The 21,916-nt window shown below is 46.0% G+C and carries 11 protein-coding genes and 2 pseudogenes; 9 read left to right on the top strand and 4 right to left on the bottom strand.

The features are described from left to right. Positions 1-13: 13 nt before the first annotated feature. Positions 14-370: pseudogene (locus E0E16_RS03460) on the bottom strand (transposase); the annotation flags it as partial. Between the two features lie 456 nt (positions 371-826). Between E0E16_RS03460 and E0E16_RS03455 the strand changes: the two are divergent. The 6 genes from E0E16_RS03455 to E0E16_RS03430 all read left to right on the top strand — a co-directional run bounded on the left by E0E16_RS03455 (position 827) and on the right by E0E16_RS03430 (position 9,593). Next, on the top strand, positions 827-1,822 hold the full coding sequence (locus tag E0E16_RS03455; protein WP_130828842.1) for a tyrosine-type recombinase/integrase: 996 nt from the start codon (positions 827-829) through the stop codon (positions 1,820-1,822). A 299-nt stretch (positions 1,823-2,121) separates the two neighbouring features. Then, positions 2,122-3,447 carry a DUF3575 domain-containing protein gene (locus E0E16_RS03450; RefSeq protein WP_255418103.1) on the top strand — a complete coding sequence of 442 codons (1,326 nt, stop codon included), beginning with the start codon at positions 2,122-2,124 and terminating at the stop codon, positions 3,445-3,447. After that, a complete protein-coding gene (locus tag E0E16_RS03445) occupies positions 3,444-4,463 on the top strand; it encodes a DUF5119 domain-containing protein (protein ID WP_130828840.1) in 1,020 nt (339 codons plus the stop codon). Before E0E16_RS03450 ends, E0E16_RS03445 begins: the two co-directional genes overlap by 4 nt. A gap of 228 nt (positions 4,464-4,691) precedes the next feature. Further along, positions 4,692-5,789 carry a fimbrillin family protein gene (locus E0E16_RS03440; protein WP_130828838.1) on the top strand — a complete coding sequence of 366 codons (1,098 nt, stop codon included), beginning with the start codon at positions 4,692-4,694 and terminating at the stop codon, positions 5,787-5,789. A 155-nt stretch (positions 5,790-5,944) separates the two neighbouring features. After that, positions 5,945-8,728, top strand: coding sequence for a fimbrillin family protein (locus E0E16_RS03435; RefSeq protein ID WP_130828836.1), 2,784 nt, complete (start codon positions 5,945-5,947; stop codon positions 8,726-8,728). 334 nt (positions 8,729-9,062) lie between these two features. Beyond that, a complete protein-coding gene (locus E0E16_RS03430; RefSeq protein WP_130828833.1) occupies positions 9,063-9,593 on the top strand; it encodes an HU family DNA-binding protein in 531 nt (176 codons plus the stop codon). 219 nt (positions 9,594-9,812) lie between these two features. Here E0E16_RS03430 and E0E16_RS03425 read toward each other — a convergent pair whose 3' ends face one another. After that, the gene (locus E0E16_RS03425; RefSeq protein ID WP_130829730.1) at positions 9,813-10,487 is read right to left on the bottom strand and encodes a hypothetical protein; all 675 of its coding nucleotides are present in this window, start codon (positions 10,485-10,487) and stop codon (positions 9,813-9,815) included. Positions 10,488-10,674: 187 nt separating this feature from the next. Here E0E16_RS03425 and uvrA point away from each other — a divergent pair, with 187 nt between their 5' ends. The 3 genes from uvrA to E0E16_RS03410 all read left to right on the top strand — a co-directional run bounded on the left by uvrA (position 10,675) and on the right by E0E16_RS03410 (position 20,330). Beyond that, positions 10,675-13,524 carry an excinuclease ABC subunit UvrA gene (gene uvrA, locus E0E16_RS03420; RefSeq protein WP_130828830.1) on the top strand — a complete coding sequence of 950 codons (2,850 nt, stop codon included), beginning with the start codon at positions 10,675-10,677 and terminating at the stop codon, positions 13,522-13,524. Between the two features lie 530 nt (positions 13,525-14,054). After that, positions 14,055-17,426 carry a UvrD-helicase domain-containing protein gene (locus E0E16_RS03415; RefSeq protein WP_130828828.1) on the top strand — a complete coding sequence of 1,124 codons (3,372 nt, stop codon included), beginning with the start codon at positions 14,055-14,057 and terminating at the stop codon, positions 17,424-17,426. A gap of 27 nt (positions 17,427-17,453) precedes the next feature. After that, a complete protein-coding gene (locus E0E16_RS03410) occupies positions 17,454-20,330 on the top strand; it encodes a PD-(D/E)XK nuclease family protein (protein ID WP_130828826.1) in 2,877 nt (958 codons plus the stop codon). 520 nt (positions 20,331-20,850) lie between these two features. On the opposite strand, the gene E0E16_RS03405 is transcribed toward E0E16_RS03410, so the two are convergent. Further along, positions 20,851-21,696: an IS3 family transposase gene (locus E0E16_RS03405; protein WP_240048166.1), complete on the bottom strand. Its 846-nt coding sequence runs from the start codon at positions 21,694-21,696 to the stop codon at positions 20,851-20,853. Positions 21,697-21,728: 32 nt separating this feature from the next. Then, a pseudogene (locus E0E16_RS13475) lies at positions 21,729-21,916 on the bottom strand (hypothetical protein); the annotation flags it as partial.

The raw sequence follows: 21,916 nt of genomic DNA, 5'->3' as shown, positions 1-21,916 counted from the left end.
CCCCTGTTGTATCATTATGAATGATATTATAAATGGATTGGTGGGACACCTTTATTCCCTCATTCTTGCGCAGATAACCTGATATTTGTCGTGGAGACCACTGGTCATTGGTGATATATTCCTTAATTCTCCAGACTAATTCGTTAGAGAGCCTGGCGTTCTTTACCGTTCTCTTTCTGCGCTGCATAGCCATATCGTGCGCCTTTGTCCAGATATACTTTTCTGATGGCGTGCTGTTGCGTTTGATTTCACGTGATAGTGTTGACTGACTGATGCCGACGATTGTGGCAATCTCTTTTCTCCCTGTTTTCTTTTGGAGTAAGGCGAAAATTTGCGACCTTTGCTCCGAGGTTAATTGATGATATTTCACAATACAAAGTTAATTAATCTTGGGGAGACAGAGGTCTCCCTTTTTTATTTGTATTGCTGGTTGTTTTTTTTCCTCGCCGAGAGATGCAGACAACCTCTCGCTACGCTTCGAGAACGTCTGCATCTCTCGGCGAGGGCTACTCTTTTATTGCACTTCGTTTTGGAACTTGCACAATAGAGTCTTAAATAATTTTCAATCTACCCATACAAAGTTTACCTTTCACTTTCTGAAAGCTTACCTTTTGCAATACAATAGGTCATGTTTTGAAGTGCAAAAGCTTAGCTTTTAAATCACGATTTATATCATCCTGGTTATTAGCCTGTTACAAAAATCACTTTTAATGCTGTTTTTGTCATGTAATTTTTCTATATTTTGATACAATGGTTCGTTAAAATAGAGATAAGGGTTGCGCAGTTTTCCGCTGCCGGCCAAAGAGCTCTTTGATAATATATCCCTATGTATGATATTTTAACTTTGGTTTTGGGGTTGTTTGGTAACAAGAAACGTGCACGTAAGGGTGGAAAACGGCGCGTTGCCCCCACTTTCTCCACCTTTCTTCCCTCTGCCGTTGAGGGACTGAGTTGTTCCACTGCCGAGAACTACAGAACGGCATTGCGCTCGTTCCGTCGTTTCAACAAGGGAAAAGACCGGTGTATGTCGTCCGTCAGTGTCGCCACGGTGCTGGAATACGAACGCTGGCTTCACGACAATGGCGTGAGTTTCAACACGTCCTCTTGCTATCTCCGTTCGCTCCGAGCCATCTACAACAAGGCGGCGGAACGAAGATTGGTAGGAAACGTCAATCCGTTCAAAAAAGCCTTCACGGGGAACGTGCCCACCGTCAAACGCGGCATGGACATCACGAACGTGCGTCTGTTGCAATCACTGTGTCTTCCGGCGGGTTCGCGCCTGCAGCTGACGCGCGACTTGTTCTTGTTCTCGTTCTATGCCATGGGGATGCCATTCACGGATATGGCTTACCTGAGGAAGTGCAACATCTGCGACTCACTGCTCGTCTATTCCCGGCGGAAGACGGGAAAACGCGTTACGGTTCGGATAGAGCCTTGTATGCTCCATATTATGAAGCGATATGCTGTTGCCGGCACGGATTACGTGTTTCCCATATTATATAAGGTGAAAAATGGAAAAACCCTTCCCATTGATTACAACACAGCCTTAAACAGCTACAACCGAGACTTGAAACATCTCTCCAAGGTGGCAGGCATCAAAACGAACCTTACCTCTTATGTTGCTCGTCACTCATGGGCAAGCTACGCTTACGCTCAAAACGTATCGCTATCGGTCATTTCCAAAGCGCTCGGACACAGCAATCCTCGCACCACACTCGTGTACGTAAACGAACTCACCGATGACAGAGTTGCAAGAGAAAATAAGAAACTTTTGAAAGGGATTTTTCGCACGCCTCTTGGCAAGAGGTGTAATTATCATTGAATTTGGTGCAAAACTAAGCATTTTTTGTAACATATACAAATGTTTTTTATAGAAAATTACAATTATGTTCATTTTTAACAAATCAGCAAGCTCCGAAGAGCTATTTACTGCACTTTGGTACAACTGTCTGCTATGGCGTATTTTGTGCTGATTTCCCATTCTTTTTCTATCGGAAAACTTTGTCGAAAACCTCACTTTGCACACCTCTTGCCAAGAGGTAATCAAATTTAAGCTTATAAAATGCTGCCTTGAGAGCTTACTCCCGGGCATAAAACATAACACAGATAAATATGTATGTCATGAAAAGACTTTTATCTCTATTCCTATTCCTGACTGTGATGGGCTTCGCCTATGGTCAGGCTCCGGGAGCGCGTGGCGGAACAGATTCCGTGCGCGTTTACTTCCGTCAGGGTGATGCTCGCCTCGACCCGCTTTTCCGGGAGAACGCGGTACGCATCCGCGCCTTCACGGAACGGTTCTTAACCTTGGTTCAAGACACCACGCGCCACATTCTCGGCTTGCGCATTACGGCAGGAGCCTCCCCCGAAGGTGGCGACATGCTGAACATGCGGCTGTCGGAACGCAGGGCGGAAGCCATCCGCCGATTGGTACGCAACTATATGCTCCGCGATGTGGCATGGTCGTACACCGTACCCAAGGGTGCCGACTGGGAGGGGTTGGAACGCCTCGTCCGTGCTGATGTTTACATGCCCTATCGCGATGCGGTGCTTTTCGAGTTGCAATTCACTCCCGAGTGGGTAACCCGAAAGGGACGAATTGTCGATGGTCGCAAGAAGCACCTCATGGACATGGAAGGCGGACGCGTTTGGCGTTATCTCGAGAACCGCTACTTCCCCGACCTGCGTGCCTCTACGCTGCAAATCTGGTACGAGAAAGATGAAAAGAAGGTTGTGGAGAAACGCACCGAGGTGGTCAAGAAGGACACGGTCTATATCATGCCACAAGGCAAACCGGAGATAAAAATAGAGGTAAAGGAAAAGGAGCAGATAAAAGAGGTGCCGACGGTCGTTCCGGAAGTGGAAGAAGTGAAGAGCACCGCCAAGCCGTTCTACATGGGGTTGAAGGCAAACCTGCTCTACTATGCCGTGGCAGTGCCCAACATCGGCGTTGAGTTCTATCTCGGTCGTGGTTGGTCGGTTGCCGGCAACTGGATGTACGCTTGGTGGAAGAGTGACAAAAGCCATCGCTACCACCGCATCTATGGGGGCGACCTTGAGGTGCGTCGCTGGTTGAGCTATGGCAAGAAGCCACTCACCGGTCATCACATCGGTCTCTATGGGCAACTCCTCACCTACGACTTTGAGTGGGGCGGTAAGGGTTATATGGGTGGCAAGCCCGGAGGCTCACTTTGGGAAAAGCCCCACTACGGCGGTGGCATCGCCTATGGCTACTCCGCCCCCATCGGCTATCGCCTGAATCTCGACATGACACTCGGCGTAGGTTATCTCGGCGGTACGTACTACGAATACATCCCAAAAGACAATTTCTACATTTGGCAGGCAACGAAAAACCGCCATTGGTTCGGTCCGACGAAAGCGGAGATAACCTTGGTATGGTTGCTCGGACACGACAATACAAACAGTAAGAAAGGAGGCAAACAATGAAAAGCAAATCCACCCGAATTTTCGTCAATTCTCTTGGCTCGCTGGCTTCCGGCATCGCCGTGACAGCCCAGCTCACTTTTGTCTTCGTGTTCCTCACCGGACTGTTGTCCTCCTGCAATCATAAAGACCTCTACGAGCCGGATGCCGGTTTTGCCAAGGTGAACGTAGTCTTCGACTGGAGCAAGGCTCCCGGTGCCACTGCAAAAGGCATGGCACTCTATCTCTTCCCGGAGAATGGTGGCGAGATGATTCGCTACGACTTCGGCACCGCAACCGGAGGCACGGCTGACATTCCCTATGGCAACTACCGTGCACTCTTCGTGAACAACGATGTTTCCGATGTGCTGCTGCGCGACGCAGAGGGTTACGAGACTTTAGAGGCTTACACGCGCCCTTCTTTCCTCTTGGAACCGCTGGGCTTTAACGTGAACCCCAAGGAGGCAAATCCCAACAACGAAGCGGTGGCATTGGCTGCCAACCGCGTGTGGATGGGGCGAGACATACACGTACAGGTGTTTCCTCCAACCACCGGCAATAATGGCGTGGCAGCTCCGCAAACCCTTGTGTTCTATCCCGAAGAGGTAACCACCACCTACACCGTTGAGATTCGGAACGTCACGAATGTGAAGTATGTCTCCGCACAGAGTCTGTCGCTCTCCGGTCTGTCAGGCAACTACTTCCCCGCCACCGCCAAGCGTTCCGCACTGCGCACCACCATCCCCTTCGAGGCACAGGCTTATGAGCAGTCGCAAACCATCATGGGACAAACCTATGGCTTCGGTTCCTCCTTGTCATCGAACAAGATACACACACTTGTGCTCTACGTCATCCTCACCGATGGCAGCAAGCACTTCTATTCTTTCGATGTGAGCAAGCAGGTGAACGAGGCTCCCGACCCGAGGAATGTGCATATCCTCATCAGCGGACTGAACCTTCCTCAACCCATCGACAACGGGGGTGCTTTCAACCCCACCGTGGGCGATTGGATTGGAGAAGAAGTGGATATCGACCTCTAAACGAGAAAAAGGCGTTATGCCACTTCAATGCGAATCAGAATGTCGAGGGACTTAAAAGCCATCGGAAGAACAAAGAATAACAAACAAAGAATAACAAACAGAGAAAGAACAAAGAACGAATTACGAATTACAGAAAATAAGAAGCATGTGATGTGGCTGTATTATTAATTCATCATCAATTCAATCAGAGTTAATCTATTTATTTATCAATTTAAAACATTTCAAAACATGAAAAAGAATCTATTATTTTTCGCCGCAGCAGCAGGAATGCTGGCTTTGGCTTCGTGTTCGCAGGATGCCACGGAAGGGGTAGATAATGGCAGTGCCATTAAATTCCGTCCGTCCATCAACGGCATAACTCGTGCCGTGCCAACAACAGTAGCCAATCTCAGCTCTTTCAATGTGACCGGCTTTGTTGAAGGAGCATCAACCAACTACTTCACCAACTGGCAAGTAAACAAGAACGGAAGCGTATGGGAAACCGTAGGCAACCAATATTGGCCCGCTACCGGTGCACTGAAATTCTTTGCTTACGCACCAACAAGCGGTGTTGGTACCGTCAGCATAACACCGTCCGCACAGACCATCAACGGCTTTACGGTGGAAACTCAGGCTGCGAACCAAAAAGACCTTGTAGTGGCTTACAACGCCGGTACGAAGGCTGCCAACGAGAAGACGGGTATCGCCTTGAACTTCAAGCATGCCCTCACGCAAATTGAAATTCACGCAAAGAACGCCAAACCTTCCGAATTTCAGGTTGAGGTGTTGGGCGTGAAGTTGGGCTACTTCAACTCTCAGGCAGATTTCACTTTCCCCGTTTCTGTTTTACCGGGTACGCTTCCCAGTCAGAGCTGGAAAAACCCAACAATGGCAAAAAGTTGTTACTCCGACCTCGACGCCGCTGTAACGCTGACGAATACGGCACAGAACATCACAAAGAGCAACTTCATGGTGATACCGCAGAAATTGAAACCGTGGAGCAAGACCGCAAGCAAGGATGGAGCTTACCTCAGTGTCCTCGTACGCATCTATAAGAAGAATGGCAGCGATTTGGTACAGCTTTATCCAAAGACGGCAGGCAAGTATGCTTACACCGCCATCCCCCTCGACTCGCAGTTGCTGCCGGGTAAGAAGTACACTTTCGTGCTGAACTTCCTGAAAAACGGTGCCGGCAACATCGACCCGGATCCAACCAACCCGGACAACCCCGATCCCGTAGATCCGACACCGGGTCCCGGTGGTGATGATGTCTTGGGTGGTGCCATCAAGTTCACCGTAACGGTTGACGACTGGGTGAACGAAACTCCTATCAATAAGGATCTCTAAACTTTCTCAGGAAGTTACATCACGAATATCTATAGGGTGTCGGGGGTTGGACTGCCCCGAAAGCGGACAGGGAGGGCGCAAGCCCTCTGTCCCCCGACACCCACACAATTGTACAGACAGAGAACATAACGATAAAAATAAAAAACAGAAGCAACATGAGAAGAAAGATTTTTATCTCAATTGATAAAGCCTTAAACGCCGTCTTGATGAGCTTGCTGACGGCAGGTATGGTAGGTGTCGCAGTTTCTTGTTCCGATGATTTGAGAGAGGAAAACGGCAACGGCACATCCATCGACTTTTCAGTCAGTGTGCCTGACAATGGTTATAACTCCAAGACTCGCTCGGGCTTCGGACAGACGGGCAAGCTCATGGGGCTGACAGTTTCAAACGTCAAAGGTGCAACCTCTGACGAGGGAAGACCACTCTACCTGCACACCATCATCACGGATGGGTTCGGCACGGATGATGGGCAGAATGTCACCGAGCTGTCCGACGATAGCACAACGGTTCCCGGCACGCGCGCCACTCCCGTGACCAGTGCCACAATGTATTCGAACGCTACTGCTTTCGCCTCCGCCTACCCCAAAGATAAGAGTTGGGATGGGACGGACAATCCCGGTTATTTCTTCGATTTGCAGATTTCGAAGTCGAACGGATGGAACACCAATCAGCCCTGGCCGGGAGCACAATGGAAGATGGCCTTCTTCGCCTACGCACCCCATCACTGCCCCGGCGTGAGCCTGACCACAAACACCAATTCGCCGGGCGCGCCAACATTCCGCTACACCGTACCCAATGATGCGAAGCAGCAGACCGACCTGCTTACGGCTTCCGTTACCAATCTTGCCGGAAATAGCAAAATGGCGGCACCGCTTCGGTTTCGCCATGCGCTCACCGCGGTGCGCTTTGAAACAGGCGATGCCATGAGACCCGGCACAGTGAAGAGCATTACTTTCAAGGGCGTGTACGGCACTGCCGTTCACCGGATAGGAGAAGCAACATGGAGCGGTTACACTAACGTAAGGAACTTCAGTCAGACGCTGAACGTGTCCACCTCCGTGCCTAACGTGGCAGGACAGCCTATTACGCCGAAAGAAGGCACGTTTATGATGATACCACAAAAATTGCCTGTGGGAGCGAGCATAGAGGTTAAATACGTTGATAAACTCTCGGGAGCGGAACGAACACTCACGGCAAGTATTGCCAATACCACATGGGGTATGGGAAAAACCGTAACCTATCGCATATCAACGAGCAGTATCGCCGTCGCGCCCACGCTGATAGTTACACCCCCAGCCAACTATACTTATCAGGGAGGCACAAAGCCCTACAAGGTAACGAGCTATGCCACAGTAGCAGGTGGCGGAGTTACAAAGACTGTCCCCGTGGCATGGACGACAGAGTATTCCACCAATGGAGGAACAACATGGAGCAAAACAAAACCGTCATGGCTCACTGCGTTCACCGGAGGAGGACAGGGAGGCACAACCGAAACTTCGTATAACGCTACCGTAGCACGACAAACTCTTATACCCGATCCGAAGGACACGCACACTGTGGCATTGCGCAACGCAACTGCTAAAACCAACTGGAACCTTTCCAATGCTTCAGGTGCTAATGCGGTTCAGAATACGGCGAATTGTTATATCATCAACGCATCGGGTACCTACCGATTGCCCTTGGTTTATGGTAATGCCGTGAAGAACGGAACTGCGAACACTTCAGCTTACACCAGTTCTAAAACCGGTACGATCGTACTGAAGACGTTTATCAATCATTTGGGAAAAGGCATTACCAACCCTTACATTTACAACAATGCCGGCTGCACTCCGGCAAATGCCACACTGGTATGGCAAGATGCGAAGAATCTCGTGAGCAACGTGAAACTCTCCGCCGACAAGCACTTCATTACATTCAGCGTGGAGCGAGCTTCCATCCGGCAGGGCAACGCAGTGGTGGCTGTGCGCGATGCGGCGAACAACGTGATGTGGAGTTGGCAGATTTGGGTAACGGATTATAAATTGGGAACGGGACTGAAGACTCTTACCAATTATCAGGGCAATAAGCGTGTCATAATGTCGCAACCTATCGGTTGGTGCAGCGGAACAAAGGATTCCTATGCGGCACGCAAAGTCATGATTCGCTTCCGCCAATCGCCCCCTTCCGGCTACAATTACACGAAGGAGCAGACCATAACTTTAAATCAGTTGGGAAACACCATCACTTACATCGGCAACAACACTCTCTACCAATGGGGACGTAAAGACCCTTTCCCGGGAGCTTTAGGTGTGGGTGATACCAAATACTGGTATGATGCACAAGGTAAAAAACATTCCGAAAATCTTCCAACAGAGGAATTCTCGCTTGGAAACGCGTGTATCACTTCCTGCATCAAAAAGCCCGGAGTGTATTGTACAAATGAATCTATGGATAAGCAATACGTGAATCTTTGGAACGTAAATAGAGATTTTAGTGGTGTTAAAAATTCATCAGTAGAGCTGAAAATGTGGGTTGATATTCCGGTTGTTAAAACGATATACGATCCCAGTCCCATAGGCTTTAGCCTGCCGCGACATCTAACTTTTACCGGATTCTCCACGACCGGTAAAGAGACATATAACCCATCCGAGTTTCACACCACCGGCACATACAACCGTGGCTGGAGTTTCTATGTTAATCTGGGTAACAAGGCTGAAGGAACCATCTTCATTCCAACGTTATTTATTCGCGACTTATCAGGTAAAATAAGCTGGGATCCCATATATATAGAAATTAGCGGTAACGCACCGGAACACTCTCACTTTTGGATGGAAAACTGCTTTTTTCCATCTTCGAAAGGTAAATTGGGAAGCTATCTTTGCGTGGCAGACAAATACTGCAATCCCATAAATGGCACACAGGCAGCATATGGTTTTGGTGTCCTCCCTGAGAAAGAATAAAGAAAGAAGAACAGAGAACATGCAACTTATTCAAAAATCAATCCTCAAACGTCTCTATAGAGGTGCTGACAGCGTCTCTATAGAGGTGTTAAGTATGTCTCTATAGAGACGTAACACACAACTCTATAGAGACGTAATACACAACTCTATAGAGACGTAATACACAACTCTATAGAGACGTAACGCACAGCTCTATAGAGACGTAACGCACAGCTCTATAGAGGCGTACGAGGGGGGATAATTTACCGTAAAATAAAGACATAAAAGCATCAGGTGAACACTCAAGGGCATCAGGTGTAAAGTAAAAACATAAAAACATTAGGAGGGAAACAGTATGACAGTAAGTTACAAACTCGTCAAGAGAAAGAATCCACAGAAGAAAGGAGACCCCGCAAAATGGTATGCCACCCCGAACAGCTCGCGTCCGCTGCCACCCAAGGCCATGACACGCTCTGCAACGGCAAACACCACGCTGGCTCCATCGGAACTGGAGGCTGCGATGGAGCTGTTGGCGTCATTCATTCCGCAGCAGTTGCAACAGGGACACACGGTGAGCGTTCCGGGATTGGGCAATTTCCGCCTGACTTTCAGGAGCAAGGGTGCATCGGAAATCAACGATTTCGACCCGATTCGGATGATTCATTCGCCCCGCATCCTCTTTACGCCGGCTGCCGAACTGAAGGATCGCGCGCTGCGCGGCTTGCGGTTTGAAAACGGCGGTGTGCTGGAGGACAAAGTGAACTATGCTTCCCTGGCCGATTACAACAAGGCAAAGGGTCTGACGGGCAAGCCGGGAACGAGTGATCCGGGAACAGGCAATCCGGGAGCGGGTGGTTCGGGAACAGGTGGCGACCCCAATCCATAAGGCGAAACTTACGGAGCGTTGCCACGGAGAGCGACCGGAGGGTTTCCGCCGATTGAGATGCGTGGCAACTGCCTCGGAAAAGAAATGGGTGGAACAGCGGTTCTTACCTTTAGTTAGATGATAATTTAAGTTACAAAAAGTAACTATTCATTTTTTTTTGTAACCAAAGGCGGACTGTCGTGAGGACAGCCCGCTTTTCTGTTTTTACGGATGGGGGTTTCATGGCTTTGGTTTTTCTTCTCCGTCGGTGGTCAGCAGTATTTCCTTGTTGCCGTAGCGTGCCTCGAAGTATGGGGGCGATTCGCGCAGGGCTATGCTGTCGTATTTGAACGGAGTAACGGGGGTGTCCTTCCCATCGGGTAGCACCAATCCCATCTTGCCCTCGAGTTGTGCGATGATGGGCATGGTTCGGAGGTCGTCCACATAGACATAGCAGGTGCGCAGAAATTCATACTTCGGACTGAGGATGACCTTTCCCCTGTGGTCGATGATGCCGAATTTCCCATTGCGTTCCACCACCTGATGTTGCTGTATGTAACATTCGCGTATCATTTTCAGATAGCCCACCATGCGTCGCCTGTCGTTCACGAGGGTGAGGAAGTAGTCGAATGTGTCGGCATAGTTTGCCACTGCTCTCACCAGCACCATCTTGAAGTCTAATCCTTTGAGAGCTTTTCTGTTCAAGTCGAAATACAAGGCTATGGCTTTCTCCTTTTCCTCGAGCGATAGTTTTTCCAACTTCTCCTCCACCCTCATCATTTGTTCTTTCGAACCACTCATGCCCTTGATGTAGCGATGGATTTGTCGGCTCATTTCCTTGCATGCGAAATGTCTTATCTGCCTTTCCTCCACCGGGTCGGCATATTGATTGATGATATTCATTTGTTCGTTCATGGGTTTTTCCTCCCTTCGTGATATTGTTTCATGCAAGACACCCGGACAGAAATTGCAGAAGGGTGTGCTTGCCGTAAGGTTGCGTTCTGCCACTGTTTACGTGCAAATATACATGAAATTGCGGAAGAAACCAAATTATTTTTGTACTTTTGTATTCCTGTTTTTAATATGCTTTGACAAAAAGCCCATGAAGTTAGACAAGAAGCCATCTGAAAGCCACATAGAGATGCGAGGAGTCCGGGTGAACAATCTGGATAATGTGGACGTGAACATTCCCCGCGACCGTTTCATCGTGATTGCCGGCGTTTCCGGTTCGGGGAAGTCGTCGTTGGCGTTCGACACCCTATATGCCGAAGGACAGCGACGCTACGTGGAAAGTCTGTCTGCCTACGCCCGCCAGTTTCTCGGCAGGATGCAGAAGCCCGAAGTGGACTTCATCGAAGGGTTGCCGCCCGCCATCGCCATCGAGCAGAAAGTGATTGCACGCAATCCTCGTTCCACGGTGGGCACCTCCACGGAGATTTACGAATACCTCCGGTTGCTTTATTCGCGCATTGGCAGAACCTTCAGTCCCATTAGTGGAAACGAAGTGAAGAAACACTCTGCCGGCGACGTTGTGGAGAAAGTTCTCTCGTTTGCCAAAGGCACGAAATTCTATCTCCTCGCTCCCCTTCAGGTGCACGAAGGGAGGAGTGTGAGGGAACAGCTGGAAATGGCGATGCAGCAAGGCTATGCACGGCTCTTTGCAGGCGGCGAAGTGGTCCGGATAGACGATTGGCTCAAAGACGGGGAGGAAGCAGAACACGGCACTGCCGACGTCTGCCTTGTCATCGACCGTCTGACGGCAGATGACAGCCAAGACGCCGTGTCGCGCCTCACCGACTCGTGCGAGACCGCATTCCACGAGGGAGACGGAAAGCTGCGCCTCGTGGTTCTGCCGTCGCGCCTCACCTACGAGTTCTCCACGCGCTTCGAAGCAGACGGGATGCAATTTGAAGAACCCACCGACAACCTGTTCTCCTACAGTTCTCCGCTCGGTGCCTGCCCCACCTGCGAAGGCTTCGGAAAAGTGATGGGGATTGACGAACGACTCGTGATTCCGAACAGTTCGCTGTCGGTTTACGAAGGTTGCGTGCAATGTTGGCATGGAGAGAAGATGAAGTCGTGGAAAGAAGCCTTTTGCAGACTTGCCGCCAAAGACGATTTCCCCATCTTCAAGCCCTATTACGAACTGACTCGTCAGGAGAAAGATGCCTTGTGGCACGGACTTCCCCATGAAGCAAGCCTGAAGCCCGACGAAAGAGTTTGCATCGACTCGTTCTTCCGAATGGTGAGAGACAACCAGTACAAAATACAGTATCGGGTGATGATGCACCGCTACAGGGGAAAGACCACCTGCAAGGATTGTAACGGCAAACGACTGAAGAAGGAAGCCACATGGGTGAAGATAGATGGGATGGCTATCACGGATTTGGTGGAAATGCCCATTGCGGCACTGAAAGACCGGTTCGACCATCTAGAACTGACCGAAACCGAACTGAAGATAGGCAAACGCCTGCTGACGGAAATCAAGAGCAGGCTGCAATTTCTCGTTGATGTGGGATTGGGCTATCTCACCTTGAATCGTGCATCGAACACACTGAGCGGTGGCGAGAGCCAACGCATCAATCTTACCACATCGCTGGGTTCATCGCTGATAGGGTCGCTCTACATACTGGATGAGCCTTCCATCGGGCTGCACAGCCGGGACACCGACCGTCTCATCCACGTGCTGAAAGAATTGCAGACCATGGGGAACACCGTGATAGTGGTGGAACATGACGAGGAAATCATCAGAGCGGCAGACTACCTGATAGACGTGGGGCCCGATGCGGGCAGACTGGGTGGAAAGATAGTTTATGCAGGACGCATCCCGGAGAAAACAAATGATGAGCAGAAGAAGCAAAGGCTGTTGAAAGAGTTTCCGGGTTCGCACACCCTGAAATACCTCATGGGGGAAGAGACGATTGAAGTGCCGAAAAGCAGGAGGCAATGGAATCGGTTCATCGAGATAAAAGGGTGCAGAATGAACAATCTGAAAGGGATTGACGCCACCATTCCACTAAACGTCTTCACGGTGGTAACAGGGGTCAGCGGAAGCGGAAAATCATCGCTGATAAAAGGTACGCTCTACCCCGCACTGAAGCGTATGCTGGACGAAGTGGCAGATGTGCCGGGCGAATACGCCTCGTTAGGCGGAGACGTGAGCAATGTGCGACACGTAGAGTTCGTGGACCAAAACCCAATAGGCAGAAGCACACGCTCCAACCCTGCCACCTACGTGAAAGCCTACGATGAAATCAGGAAGCTCTTCGCCGAGCAACCACTTTCCAAACAGATGGGGTTTGCGCCGCAATACTTCTCATTCAATACCGAAGGCGGCAGATGCGAGGAATGTAAGGGTGCGGGCGTGGTAACGATAGAAATGCAGTTCATGGCAGACTTAGAACTCGAATGTGAGGCGTGCCATGGAAAACGCTTCAAGAAAGAAATCCTCGATGTAACTTTCAACGGAAAGAACATCAACGACGTGCTCGACATGACTGTATCGGAAGCCATCGCCTTCTTCGGGAAATACAAGAAAAAAACCATTGTGGAAAGACTCAAGCCCTTGGAAGACGTGGGGCTGGGATACATAAGACTCGGACAAAGTTCCTCCACCCTGTCGGGTGGCGAAAACCAAAGAGTGAAACTTGCCTATTTCATCGGACAAAGAAACCAAGAGCCTACCCTATTCATGTTTGACGAACCTACCACCGGACTACATTTCCACGACATCAAACGACTGCTGGGTGCTTTCGATGCCCTGATAGAGAGGGGGCACAGCGTCTTGGTGATAGAACATAACTTGGAAGTGATAAAGTGTGCGGATTACATCTTGGACATAGGTCCGGACGGAGGCGACAAGGGGGGGAAGTTGGTGGCGAAAGGAACACCGGAGGAAGTGGCGAAGAACAGCAACAGCATAACCGGAAAATATCTGCTTGACAAATTGTAGCCAATGAGAGGGTGAACCATGCCTCACCCATAAGTTTACGATGGACTAAAAACCCACAGATTGAAATCGACGAGTTTCATCCAATAGTGTCCTGAATATTCTTCATTCGTTTATCCAAAGCTTACCTTTTGCGTTCCAAAAGGTAAGCTTTTGCAATGCAAAAGGTCATGAATCGGAGTGCAAAAGCCAAGCTTTTAAATTGCAAATCATATTACCCTGATTATCAATGGATTATGAAACGCTTCCCGGATGCGGTTTTTGTAATGTAATTTCGCGGTTCCGGTCGGGTCGAATGTTCGCTGCCAAGAGCCTGTTTATCATTACCAGAATACGATTTGGAGTCATGAGGAGATATGTGTTATTCAACATTGGAACAAAATACATCAAGTCTCATGATTTGATGAAACTTTGCGTGGGGCACAAAATTATTTAGGAAACTATTGATTATTATCAGTATTTTCAGATAATACTTTGCCATATAATGTTTTCTTATTAACTTTACAATCAGAAAATCTAAGCAACTGCTTCCCATGAACAAACCATTAACTGTATATAAGGCTTCCGCGGGCTCAGGGAAAACATTTACCCTGACCGTGGAATACATTTCCATCCTTGTGGCAAATCCGGAAGATTATCGAAAAATCTTGGCTGTTACATTCACTAATAAAGCTACGATGGAAATGAAAGAGAGGATCATGTCACAACTCTATGGCATAGCCAAAGGGCTGAAATCTTCGGACGATTATTTTCGTCAAGTAAAGGAGCGTACTCGCCTCAGCGATGTCGTTATAAGAAAAAATGCGCAAATGGCATTAACTCTGCTGACTCACAAATACAATAATTTTAGGGTTCAGACAATTGATTCTTTTTTTCAACATATTTTGCGTAATCTAGCACATGAGTTAAATCTTACGGCTAACCTGAAGATTGACCTTAACGATGAGCAAATAGAAGCTAAAGCCGTTGATGAACTTGTAGAAAACCTGGAACAGGGACAGCCGATACTGTCATGGATTCGCGATTATATCGATGAAAACATAGAGGATGACAAGGGATGGAATGTACTCGGGAAAATAAAGGAATTTGGGAAAAACATATTTAAGGAATTCTATAAGGAGCACGAAAAATCGTTCAACATCTTATTCAAGGACGAAGATGCTTTCAATAATTATATGAGACAACTGCGACTGCGCAGAAATCAGCTTCAGAAAGAAATGAATGATATTGCGCAAGACATCGTAAAGGACATTTGCCATAATCACGTTGATGACAGTTCTTATTTCACGCGCTGGCTGTATGCCTATATCAACAAACGAGTAAACGGAAAGATAACAAATGAAAACACTCCAAAATATGTTACGACTTGTATAGAGAATCCGGAAAAGTGGACAAGCTCTAAATGTCCATTGCTAGAGAAAACGACAATTAGGGAATTGGCATCGTCGAAACTCTGTAAAAAACTTCAGTTACTCGAATCGAAACGTCTTGAAAATTGGAAAGAATATCAATCCATCGTCCTTACGTTGGCTCATTTGTCTCAACTAAGGTTGCTTCACGCAATCTCCAACAAAGTAAACGAGATAAATAGAGATTCCAATAGGTTCATGCTCAGCAATACACAGTCGTTAATCAAGGAGTTAATCGTCGATTCAGATACTCCTTTCATTTTTGAGAAGATAGGAACCAGGCTGAAACATATCATGATAGATGAGTTTCAGGACACAAGCACCATTCAATGGTCGAACTTTAAGAATCTATTGGAGAACTGTATCGCGCAAGTCGGATCCCAAAATCTCATCGTGGGAGATATTAAACAAAGTATATATCGCTGGAGACAAGGCGACTGGCAACTACTTCATAACATTGATAAAGGTTTTCATCAGGAAATTATTCAAATAGAGTCGAAAAGAGAGAACTACAGGTCGGAAGAAGTTATCGTCAATTTCAATAACGCCCTATTCGAGCAACTGGTAAAAGTAACAGAAACCGAACTGCGAAGCGATGGTATAGAAGAAGCCGAAATATTGAAGAAAGCTTATGAAGACGTGGAACAAAGGGTGAATAAAAAAGGAAGCAATGGATATGTAACCATTGACCTCTATCCCGACAAAAAAGCGACCTATCGGGACAATGTTTTACAGCAGCTGACCGATACGGTGAAGGAATTGTTGGAGAAAGGATATAAACAAAACGACATTGCCATACTTGTACGCTCGAAGAATGTTATTCAGGATATTGCAGATACATTCATTCGTACATTTAAGGGAAAAATAAATTTAGTCTCCGATGAGGCGTTCCGTCTGGACGCTTCGCTATCGGTAAACATTTTGATAGACGCGCTTCATCTCTTGACGCATCCTGACGATATGCTGACAAGGGGAAGACTTGTGAAAGCTTACCGACAGAAAGTGCTAAAACAAAAAGTTAAGGACAGCGAGCTTTTAGTTTGTCCCACTTGCCCCACTGTCAAAGGAGAAACCGTTGGAACAAAACAGGATCTAAAACAGAAAAGTATCGAAAGACAGAAAAGAAAATTAAATGACTCGCTTCCTGAAGAATACGTGGAAAAGCAAGAACAACTCTTGGAAAAGCCTTTGCTTGACTTGGTTGATAAACTTTTCATGCTTTTCCGGCTTGATACGCTCAAAGAACAAAGTGCGTATGTCTGCACTTTTTATGATACGCTCGCGGATTATTTACGAGAACACCCGGCTGACATAGACGATTTCATCAAAGAATGGGAGGAAACCATTTGCTCAAGAACCATACAAAGTGACGAAATAGAAGGAATTCGATTGATCACCATTCACAAAAGTAAGGGATTGGAATTCCCCAACGTCTTAGTCCCATTCTGCGATTGGACACTGGAACTGAACGATATTATATGGTGTGAAACCGATGACAAAGCCACACCTTATAACAAACTCCCACTCATACCCATTGATTATTCCAAAAATGCGATGATGGGTACTGTCTTTGATGAAGACTACAAACATGAACACTTTCAAAACACCATTGACAACTTAAATCTACTTTATGTGGCATTCACGCGCGCAGGAAGGAATTTATTCATAACAGGTAAGCGTATGAGTGATAAAACATATAAAGAGAAAGCAGCCGGTGGAACTACCAAAAACCGGTCGCAAGGCATTGAACTTGTACTGAGAGCGGGAAAGGATGACTCGCAAGATGCCAAAATAATAGAAAAAGAGTTAAAAGGCTGTATTCTTGATATCCCAACATCGCAAGATGAAGTCATACATTTTGAATATGGAGAATTGACTTCACACAACAAAGATATCAACAAAGAAAAGGACGACAATCCATTTCTTACTTCTGTAGCCACTCAATACATCCAAGTGGAAACATTTCCACAAACCGTTTCTTTCAGACAGAGCAATAAAAGTCAAGAGTTCGTGAACGAAGAGAACTCCACTGAACTTGACAGATCCAGATATATTAAAGTGGGAAATATTCTTCATGAACTTTTCGCCACAATTTATACGCTTGACGACATTCCGGCAAAATTAAACGAGTTGGAACAAGAAGGGATTATCTACAATGACGAAATAACTACCAATGAACTCAGAGAAACCATCGAAAAATCATTGAGAAGCAATCAAGTGAAAGATTGGTTTTCAAAACGTTGGGAATTATATAATGAATGTACCATCCTACAATACGATGATAAAAATGAGGAGTTAATAGAGCAACGCCCCGATCGAGTCATGACCAACGGAGAAGAAACCATTGTGGTGGATTTTAAGTTTGGGAAAGAGAGGAAAGAGTACAAAGAACAAGTACAACGATACATGCGATTATTAACAAAGATGGGTTCAATGAATGTTAAAGGATATTTATGGTACGTCATGAGTGGAAATATAATCCAAGTAGCAGTATAACCTTTTTTACCTTAGTCAGCACTTATAATGAATACATTAATATCACACATAGCTAAAGATTTAATAACGAAATACGGCACAAACCTTGCGCACATCGCAATAGTTTTTCCAAACAAAAGAGCCGCGTTGTTTCTGAATCAAGAATTGGCAAAGCAAGCCGGACGACCGATATGGAGTCCTGCCTACATAACCATTTCCGAACTATTCAGGCAACAATCCGAACTAACCGTTGCCGATCCGATAAAAAGTTTGTGCGACCTTTTCAAAAGCTATGTTACCATAACTGGTCGAAATGATGACTTGGACGAGTTTTATGGATGGGGACAATTACTTCTTTCAGATTTCGATGACATTGACAAGAACATGGCAGACGCGAAACAGGTCTTCAAAAACGTTCAGGATATTCATGAGTTAGACTCCGTGGATTATCTCACCGAACATCAGAAAGAAGAGTTAAAACGATTTTTTGCAAACTTTATTGGCGACACAAGTATATTAAAAGAAAGGTTTATTACACTATGGAGCAAATTGTATGATATCTACGATGATTTCAAAACGCGTTTAAGAAAACAGAACTTGGCATACGAAGGTATGCTCTACCGCGAGGTAGTTGAAAAAAATAACTTCCCGAATCAATTTGAAAAGTACATATTCATTGGATTTAACGTTTTACAAAAGGTAGAACAATGTTTATTTTCCGCACTACAAAAAGAAGAAAAAGCAGTTTTTTATTGGGATTACGATAAATATTATCGAAAGGAGATAAATGAGGCAGGCACTTATATCAACCGCTGGCTTACACGTTTCCCCAACTCTTTAGACAATAACGATGATTCCATATACAATTGCTTTGAAAGCAAAAAGGACATTCAATTCATTTCTGCGCCTACCGAAAACCTGCAAGCACGATACATAACAAAGTGGTTGCGAGAAAACAACAGATACAAAGATGGCAAAAAGACAGCCATCGTGATGTGTGATGAGAATTTATTGCCTACCGTGGTTCACAGTGTGCCTCCCGATGTGGAAGACATCAATGTAACAACCGGGTTTCCCCTTCTACAAGCTCCCATCACATCGATGATTTCTCAACTTATCTCTCTGCAAACCGATGGCTTCTCCTTGAAGGAAAATGCTTTCAAATTGCACTATATCAATAGGGTTTTGAGACATCCATACGGTAAATATATATTGCCGGATGCTGAATTCACTCTTCAAAAGTTCAACAAAGAAAAAGCATTCTATATCAGCAGAATAGATAATTCAGAAATAAGATTTGTACCCCATGATGTTTCTCACATGCCTGAGTTCGTCGCTTGGCTTGCCAAGATAACACGAGACATAGCCGTGAATGGTACAAAACAAGACACACATCTTTTTCAAGAGTCAGCTTTCAGAATGTACACACTCCTAAATCGCGTTTCAGAATTGATGGGACAAGGTGATTTGGTAGCGGATATTACTGTTTTCAGGCGGTTACTTTCACAACTAACAGCCTCAACCAACATTCCTTTTCACGGAGAGCCCGCGAAAGGCGTACAAATCATGGGATTGCTGGAAACGCGCAACTTAGACTTTCAGCACGTACTGTTATTATCGTGTAACGAAGGAAATATGCCCAAAGGAGTGGATGACGTATCATTCATCCCCCATTTCATAAGACAAGCCTACGGACTAACCACAATCGATAATAAAATAGCGATTTACAGTTATTACTTTCATAGTTTGCTTCAACGTGCCACAGATATCACCATCCTCTACAACAATTCCACACAGGGCAGCAAAACTGGAGAAATGAGCAGGTTTATGCTCCAACTCCTTGTAGAGACAAATCACCCCATCAAACGTATTGCGCTGAAAGCGGGACAAGAACCCATGCAATGGCAGGTGTCACTCATAGAAAAAGACGAAATCATCGCAAAGAAACTCAATGACATTTCTTATATCTCGCCAACAGCCATCAATGCGTATCTGCGTTGTCCCATAACATTCTATTATAGATACATAGCGGGATTGACCGAGCCAATGGATAACGATGAGGATGATATTGATAACAGGATGTTTGGCAATATTTTCCATTGTGCGGCTCAACTAATGTATGAAGAGCTTTTACCGAAAGATAGAATAACAAAAGAAAATATCGAATACGTTCTAAAGACGGAGAAATCGGCAAAATCTTTTAGCGAGAGAAAAAGCAATGGGACATTAGACAGTGTCATAACTTCTGCATTCAACAAAGAGCTTTTCCGGCTTCCCTCCACATCAAAAAAGAAACCAAAACTTAACGGATTACAAGTATTGAATCAAGAGGTCATAAAAAAATACCTCCGACGGCTTCTTGTTCTGGATTTGAGAATTGCTCCGCTAAAAGTTATCAAACATGAGTATGATGTTTATAAAACCCTAAAGATAAAGATTGGTGATGAAGAAAAACAACTCACCATTGGGGGGAGAATAGACAGGTTGGACGAAATAAACTCCAACACGTCAATGCCAAGACTCAGGGTAGTAGATTATAAGACCGGTAACAAAGTGGCAGCCGAACTTAACAGTGTGAGCGACATATTCAATCCGGACAATGTACTCGAGAAAAAAAGTGATTATACATTACAGGCGTTGCTCTATAGCATTCTTACAACCGACGAAGACAATAAATATAACAAGGGGCATTTACCTGTAAGTCCTGCCTTGCTATTTATACAACACACCAATGCCAATGACTATAGCCCCATACTGTCGCTTGGAAGTAATGAAATTGAGAATGTGGCAGACTATGCAGAAGATTTTTATAAGCACTTGAATGGAGTCTTAGAGGAAATTTATAACATGGAAATACCATTCAAACCTACCAAAAATTTGAAGACCTGCGAGTATTGTCCTTACAAGCAAATGTGTGGCAGATAAAATCTTGAGAAACTGATATTCATCAGGCTGCTAAAACAAAACCGTGAATGATGATTATTCCTCAAAAAGGCGCCGTGGGAAAACCTCGAAAAAAGAACAAATGAAGAAAATTTATAAAGTATTGAATATCAGCTCCTAACAAGTCCCTTTTCAAAAGCTTACCTTTTGCATCACAAAAGCTTACCTTTTACCATTCAAAAGCTTACCTTTTGGATCGTAATACCTAAGCCATTGTCTTTTCCTGAATTCACTTGTCAGATCTGACGATGTATTTCTGTTTTACTTGTCAAATATTTTCTTATTTACTGAATGACTTGACATTAACATTATATAGTTTAAATTTGAAGTCAGTGCACTTGCATAAAAGAAGATGGACAACACCTAAGTTCCGTCATATTTTCGGCAAGGTCTTAGGGGGCTCGATGCCCCCTGGGACCTTTGGTGAAGATGGCATAAGACCGTCGTTCGCCATATTTTCGGCGTTCCAAAGATACGTTATATTTTTCTTTTTTGCAAGCATTTATCTCTTTTTCCAAAGATTTCTCCCGGGCTGTTCGCCTCTATAGACATCCATCGGACATTTCATTCCTATGCTCATATGCGGTCGTCTGTAGTTGTAGAAGGCTATTGCCTTGGAGATTTCCATGTTGGCCTGGTCATAATCTCGGTACATCTCCTGCTGGTAAATCCACTCAACCTTAAAGGTTCCATTCGTCCTTTCCGCCACAGGATTGTCCGTAGGATTGTACCGTTCTGTCATACTAACCCTGATATGGTGGCACATAAGAGTTTCAACATATAGGTGGCAGGCGTATTGCGAACCTCTGTCAGAGTGGTGTATCGTTCCGCAGAGGTTGCCTCCTCCGGCTGCCTTAACTGCCATTAGCAATGCCTCCTTCGTATTTATAGCCTCCATGGTTTCGGATAAGCACCAGCCTATGACAGCATGTGAGTAAACATCTGTAATGAGATGGAGGTACAGGACGTTGCCGTAAATCCAAACGTAGGTTATGTCGGCTGCCCAAATGTGGTTAGCATACATTGCCGTAACACCTTGTACAAGATTAGGATACTTCCTATAAGGATGATTGGAGTCCGTTGTACGTCTTCGCTTGTTCTTGGGAAGCATAAGTCCTTCTGAAGCAAGTAGTTTTAAGAAGGAGTCGCGACCATGAGTAACATCTTCACCTAGCTCCGACTTGAGGAGGACGTGCAGTTTCACACCGCCTATCCCGGGACAGCAGGCACGATAGTAGAGTACATTGTCAACTATCAGTTTACGCCTTTGCCGCTCAGAAATCACAAGCTTGCTGCTTGCGTAATACCACTGGCGTTTCTTGCCAAACAGCCCACAGAGGAATTCCACGGATACACCGGGAAACTCCTCACGCAGCGCCGTTACTGTTTGGCACCATCTTTTTTTAAGATGCTGATACCCTCCTCGGATTCGGCTATCTCTATGAGTTTCTCATAGGCACGGCTGCGCATCTTCTCCAAAGACAATGCGTGTTGGAGGTTCACTATCTTCTGGCGCAATATCTCATTGTCTGTCAAATTCGTTTCTTTATGAGCCATACGATACCTCT

It is taken from the genome of Prevotella rectalis (assembly GCF_900607215.1).
Taxonomy (GTDB): Bacteria; Bacteroidota; Bacteroidia; order Bacteroidales; family Bacteroidaceae; genus Prevotella; species Prevotella brunnea.
Note: the sequence above shows the minus strand (reverse complement) of the source record. Positions and strands in the feature narration are given on the sequence as shown.

Coding starts and splice junctions, on each gene's coding strand:
- E0E16_RS03455 (WP_130828842.1), top strand. CDS start 827: ATGTATGATATTTTAACTTTGGTTTTGGGGTTGTTTGGTAACAAGAAA.
- E0E16_RS03450 (WP_255418103.1), top strand. CDS start 2,122: ATGAAAAGACTTTTATCTCTATTCCTATTCCTGACTGTGATGGGCTTC.
- E0E16_RS03445 (WP_130828840.1), top strand. CDS start 3,444: ATGAAAAGCAAATCCACCCGAATTTTCGTCAATTCTCTTGGCTCGCTG.
- E0E16_RS03440 (WP_130828838.1), top strand. CDS start 4,692: ATGAAAAAGAATCTATTATTTTTCGCCGCAGCAGCAGGAATGCTGGCT.
- E0E16_RS03435 (WP_130828836.1), top strand. CDS start 5,945: ATGAGAAGAAAGATTTTTATCTCAATTGATAAAGCCTTAAACGCCGTC.
- E0E16_RS03430 (WP_130828833.1), top strand. CDS start 9,063: ATGACAGTAAGTTACAAACTCGTCAAGAGAAAGAATCCACAGAAGAAA.
- E0E16_RS03425 (WP_130829730.1), bottom strand. CDS start 10,487: ATGAACGAACAAATGAATATCATCAATCAATATGCCGACCCGGTGGAG.
- uvrA (WP_130828830.1), top strand. CDS start 10,675: ATGAAGTTAGACAAGAAGCCATCTGAAAGCCACATAGAGATGCGAGGA.
- E0E16_RS03415 (WP_130828828.1), top strand. CDS start 14,055: ATGAACAAACCATTAACTGTATATAAGGCTTCCGCGGGCTCAGGGAAA.
- E0E16_RS03410 (WP_130828826.1), top strand. CDS start 17,454: ATGAATACATTAATATCACACATAGCTAAAGATTTAATAACGAAATAC.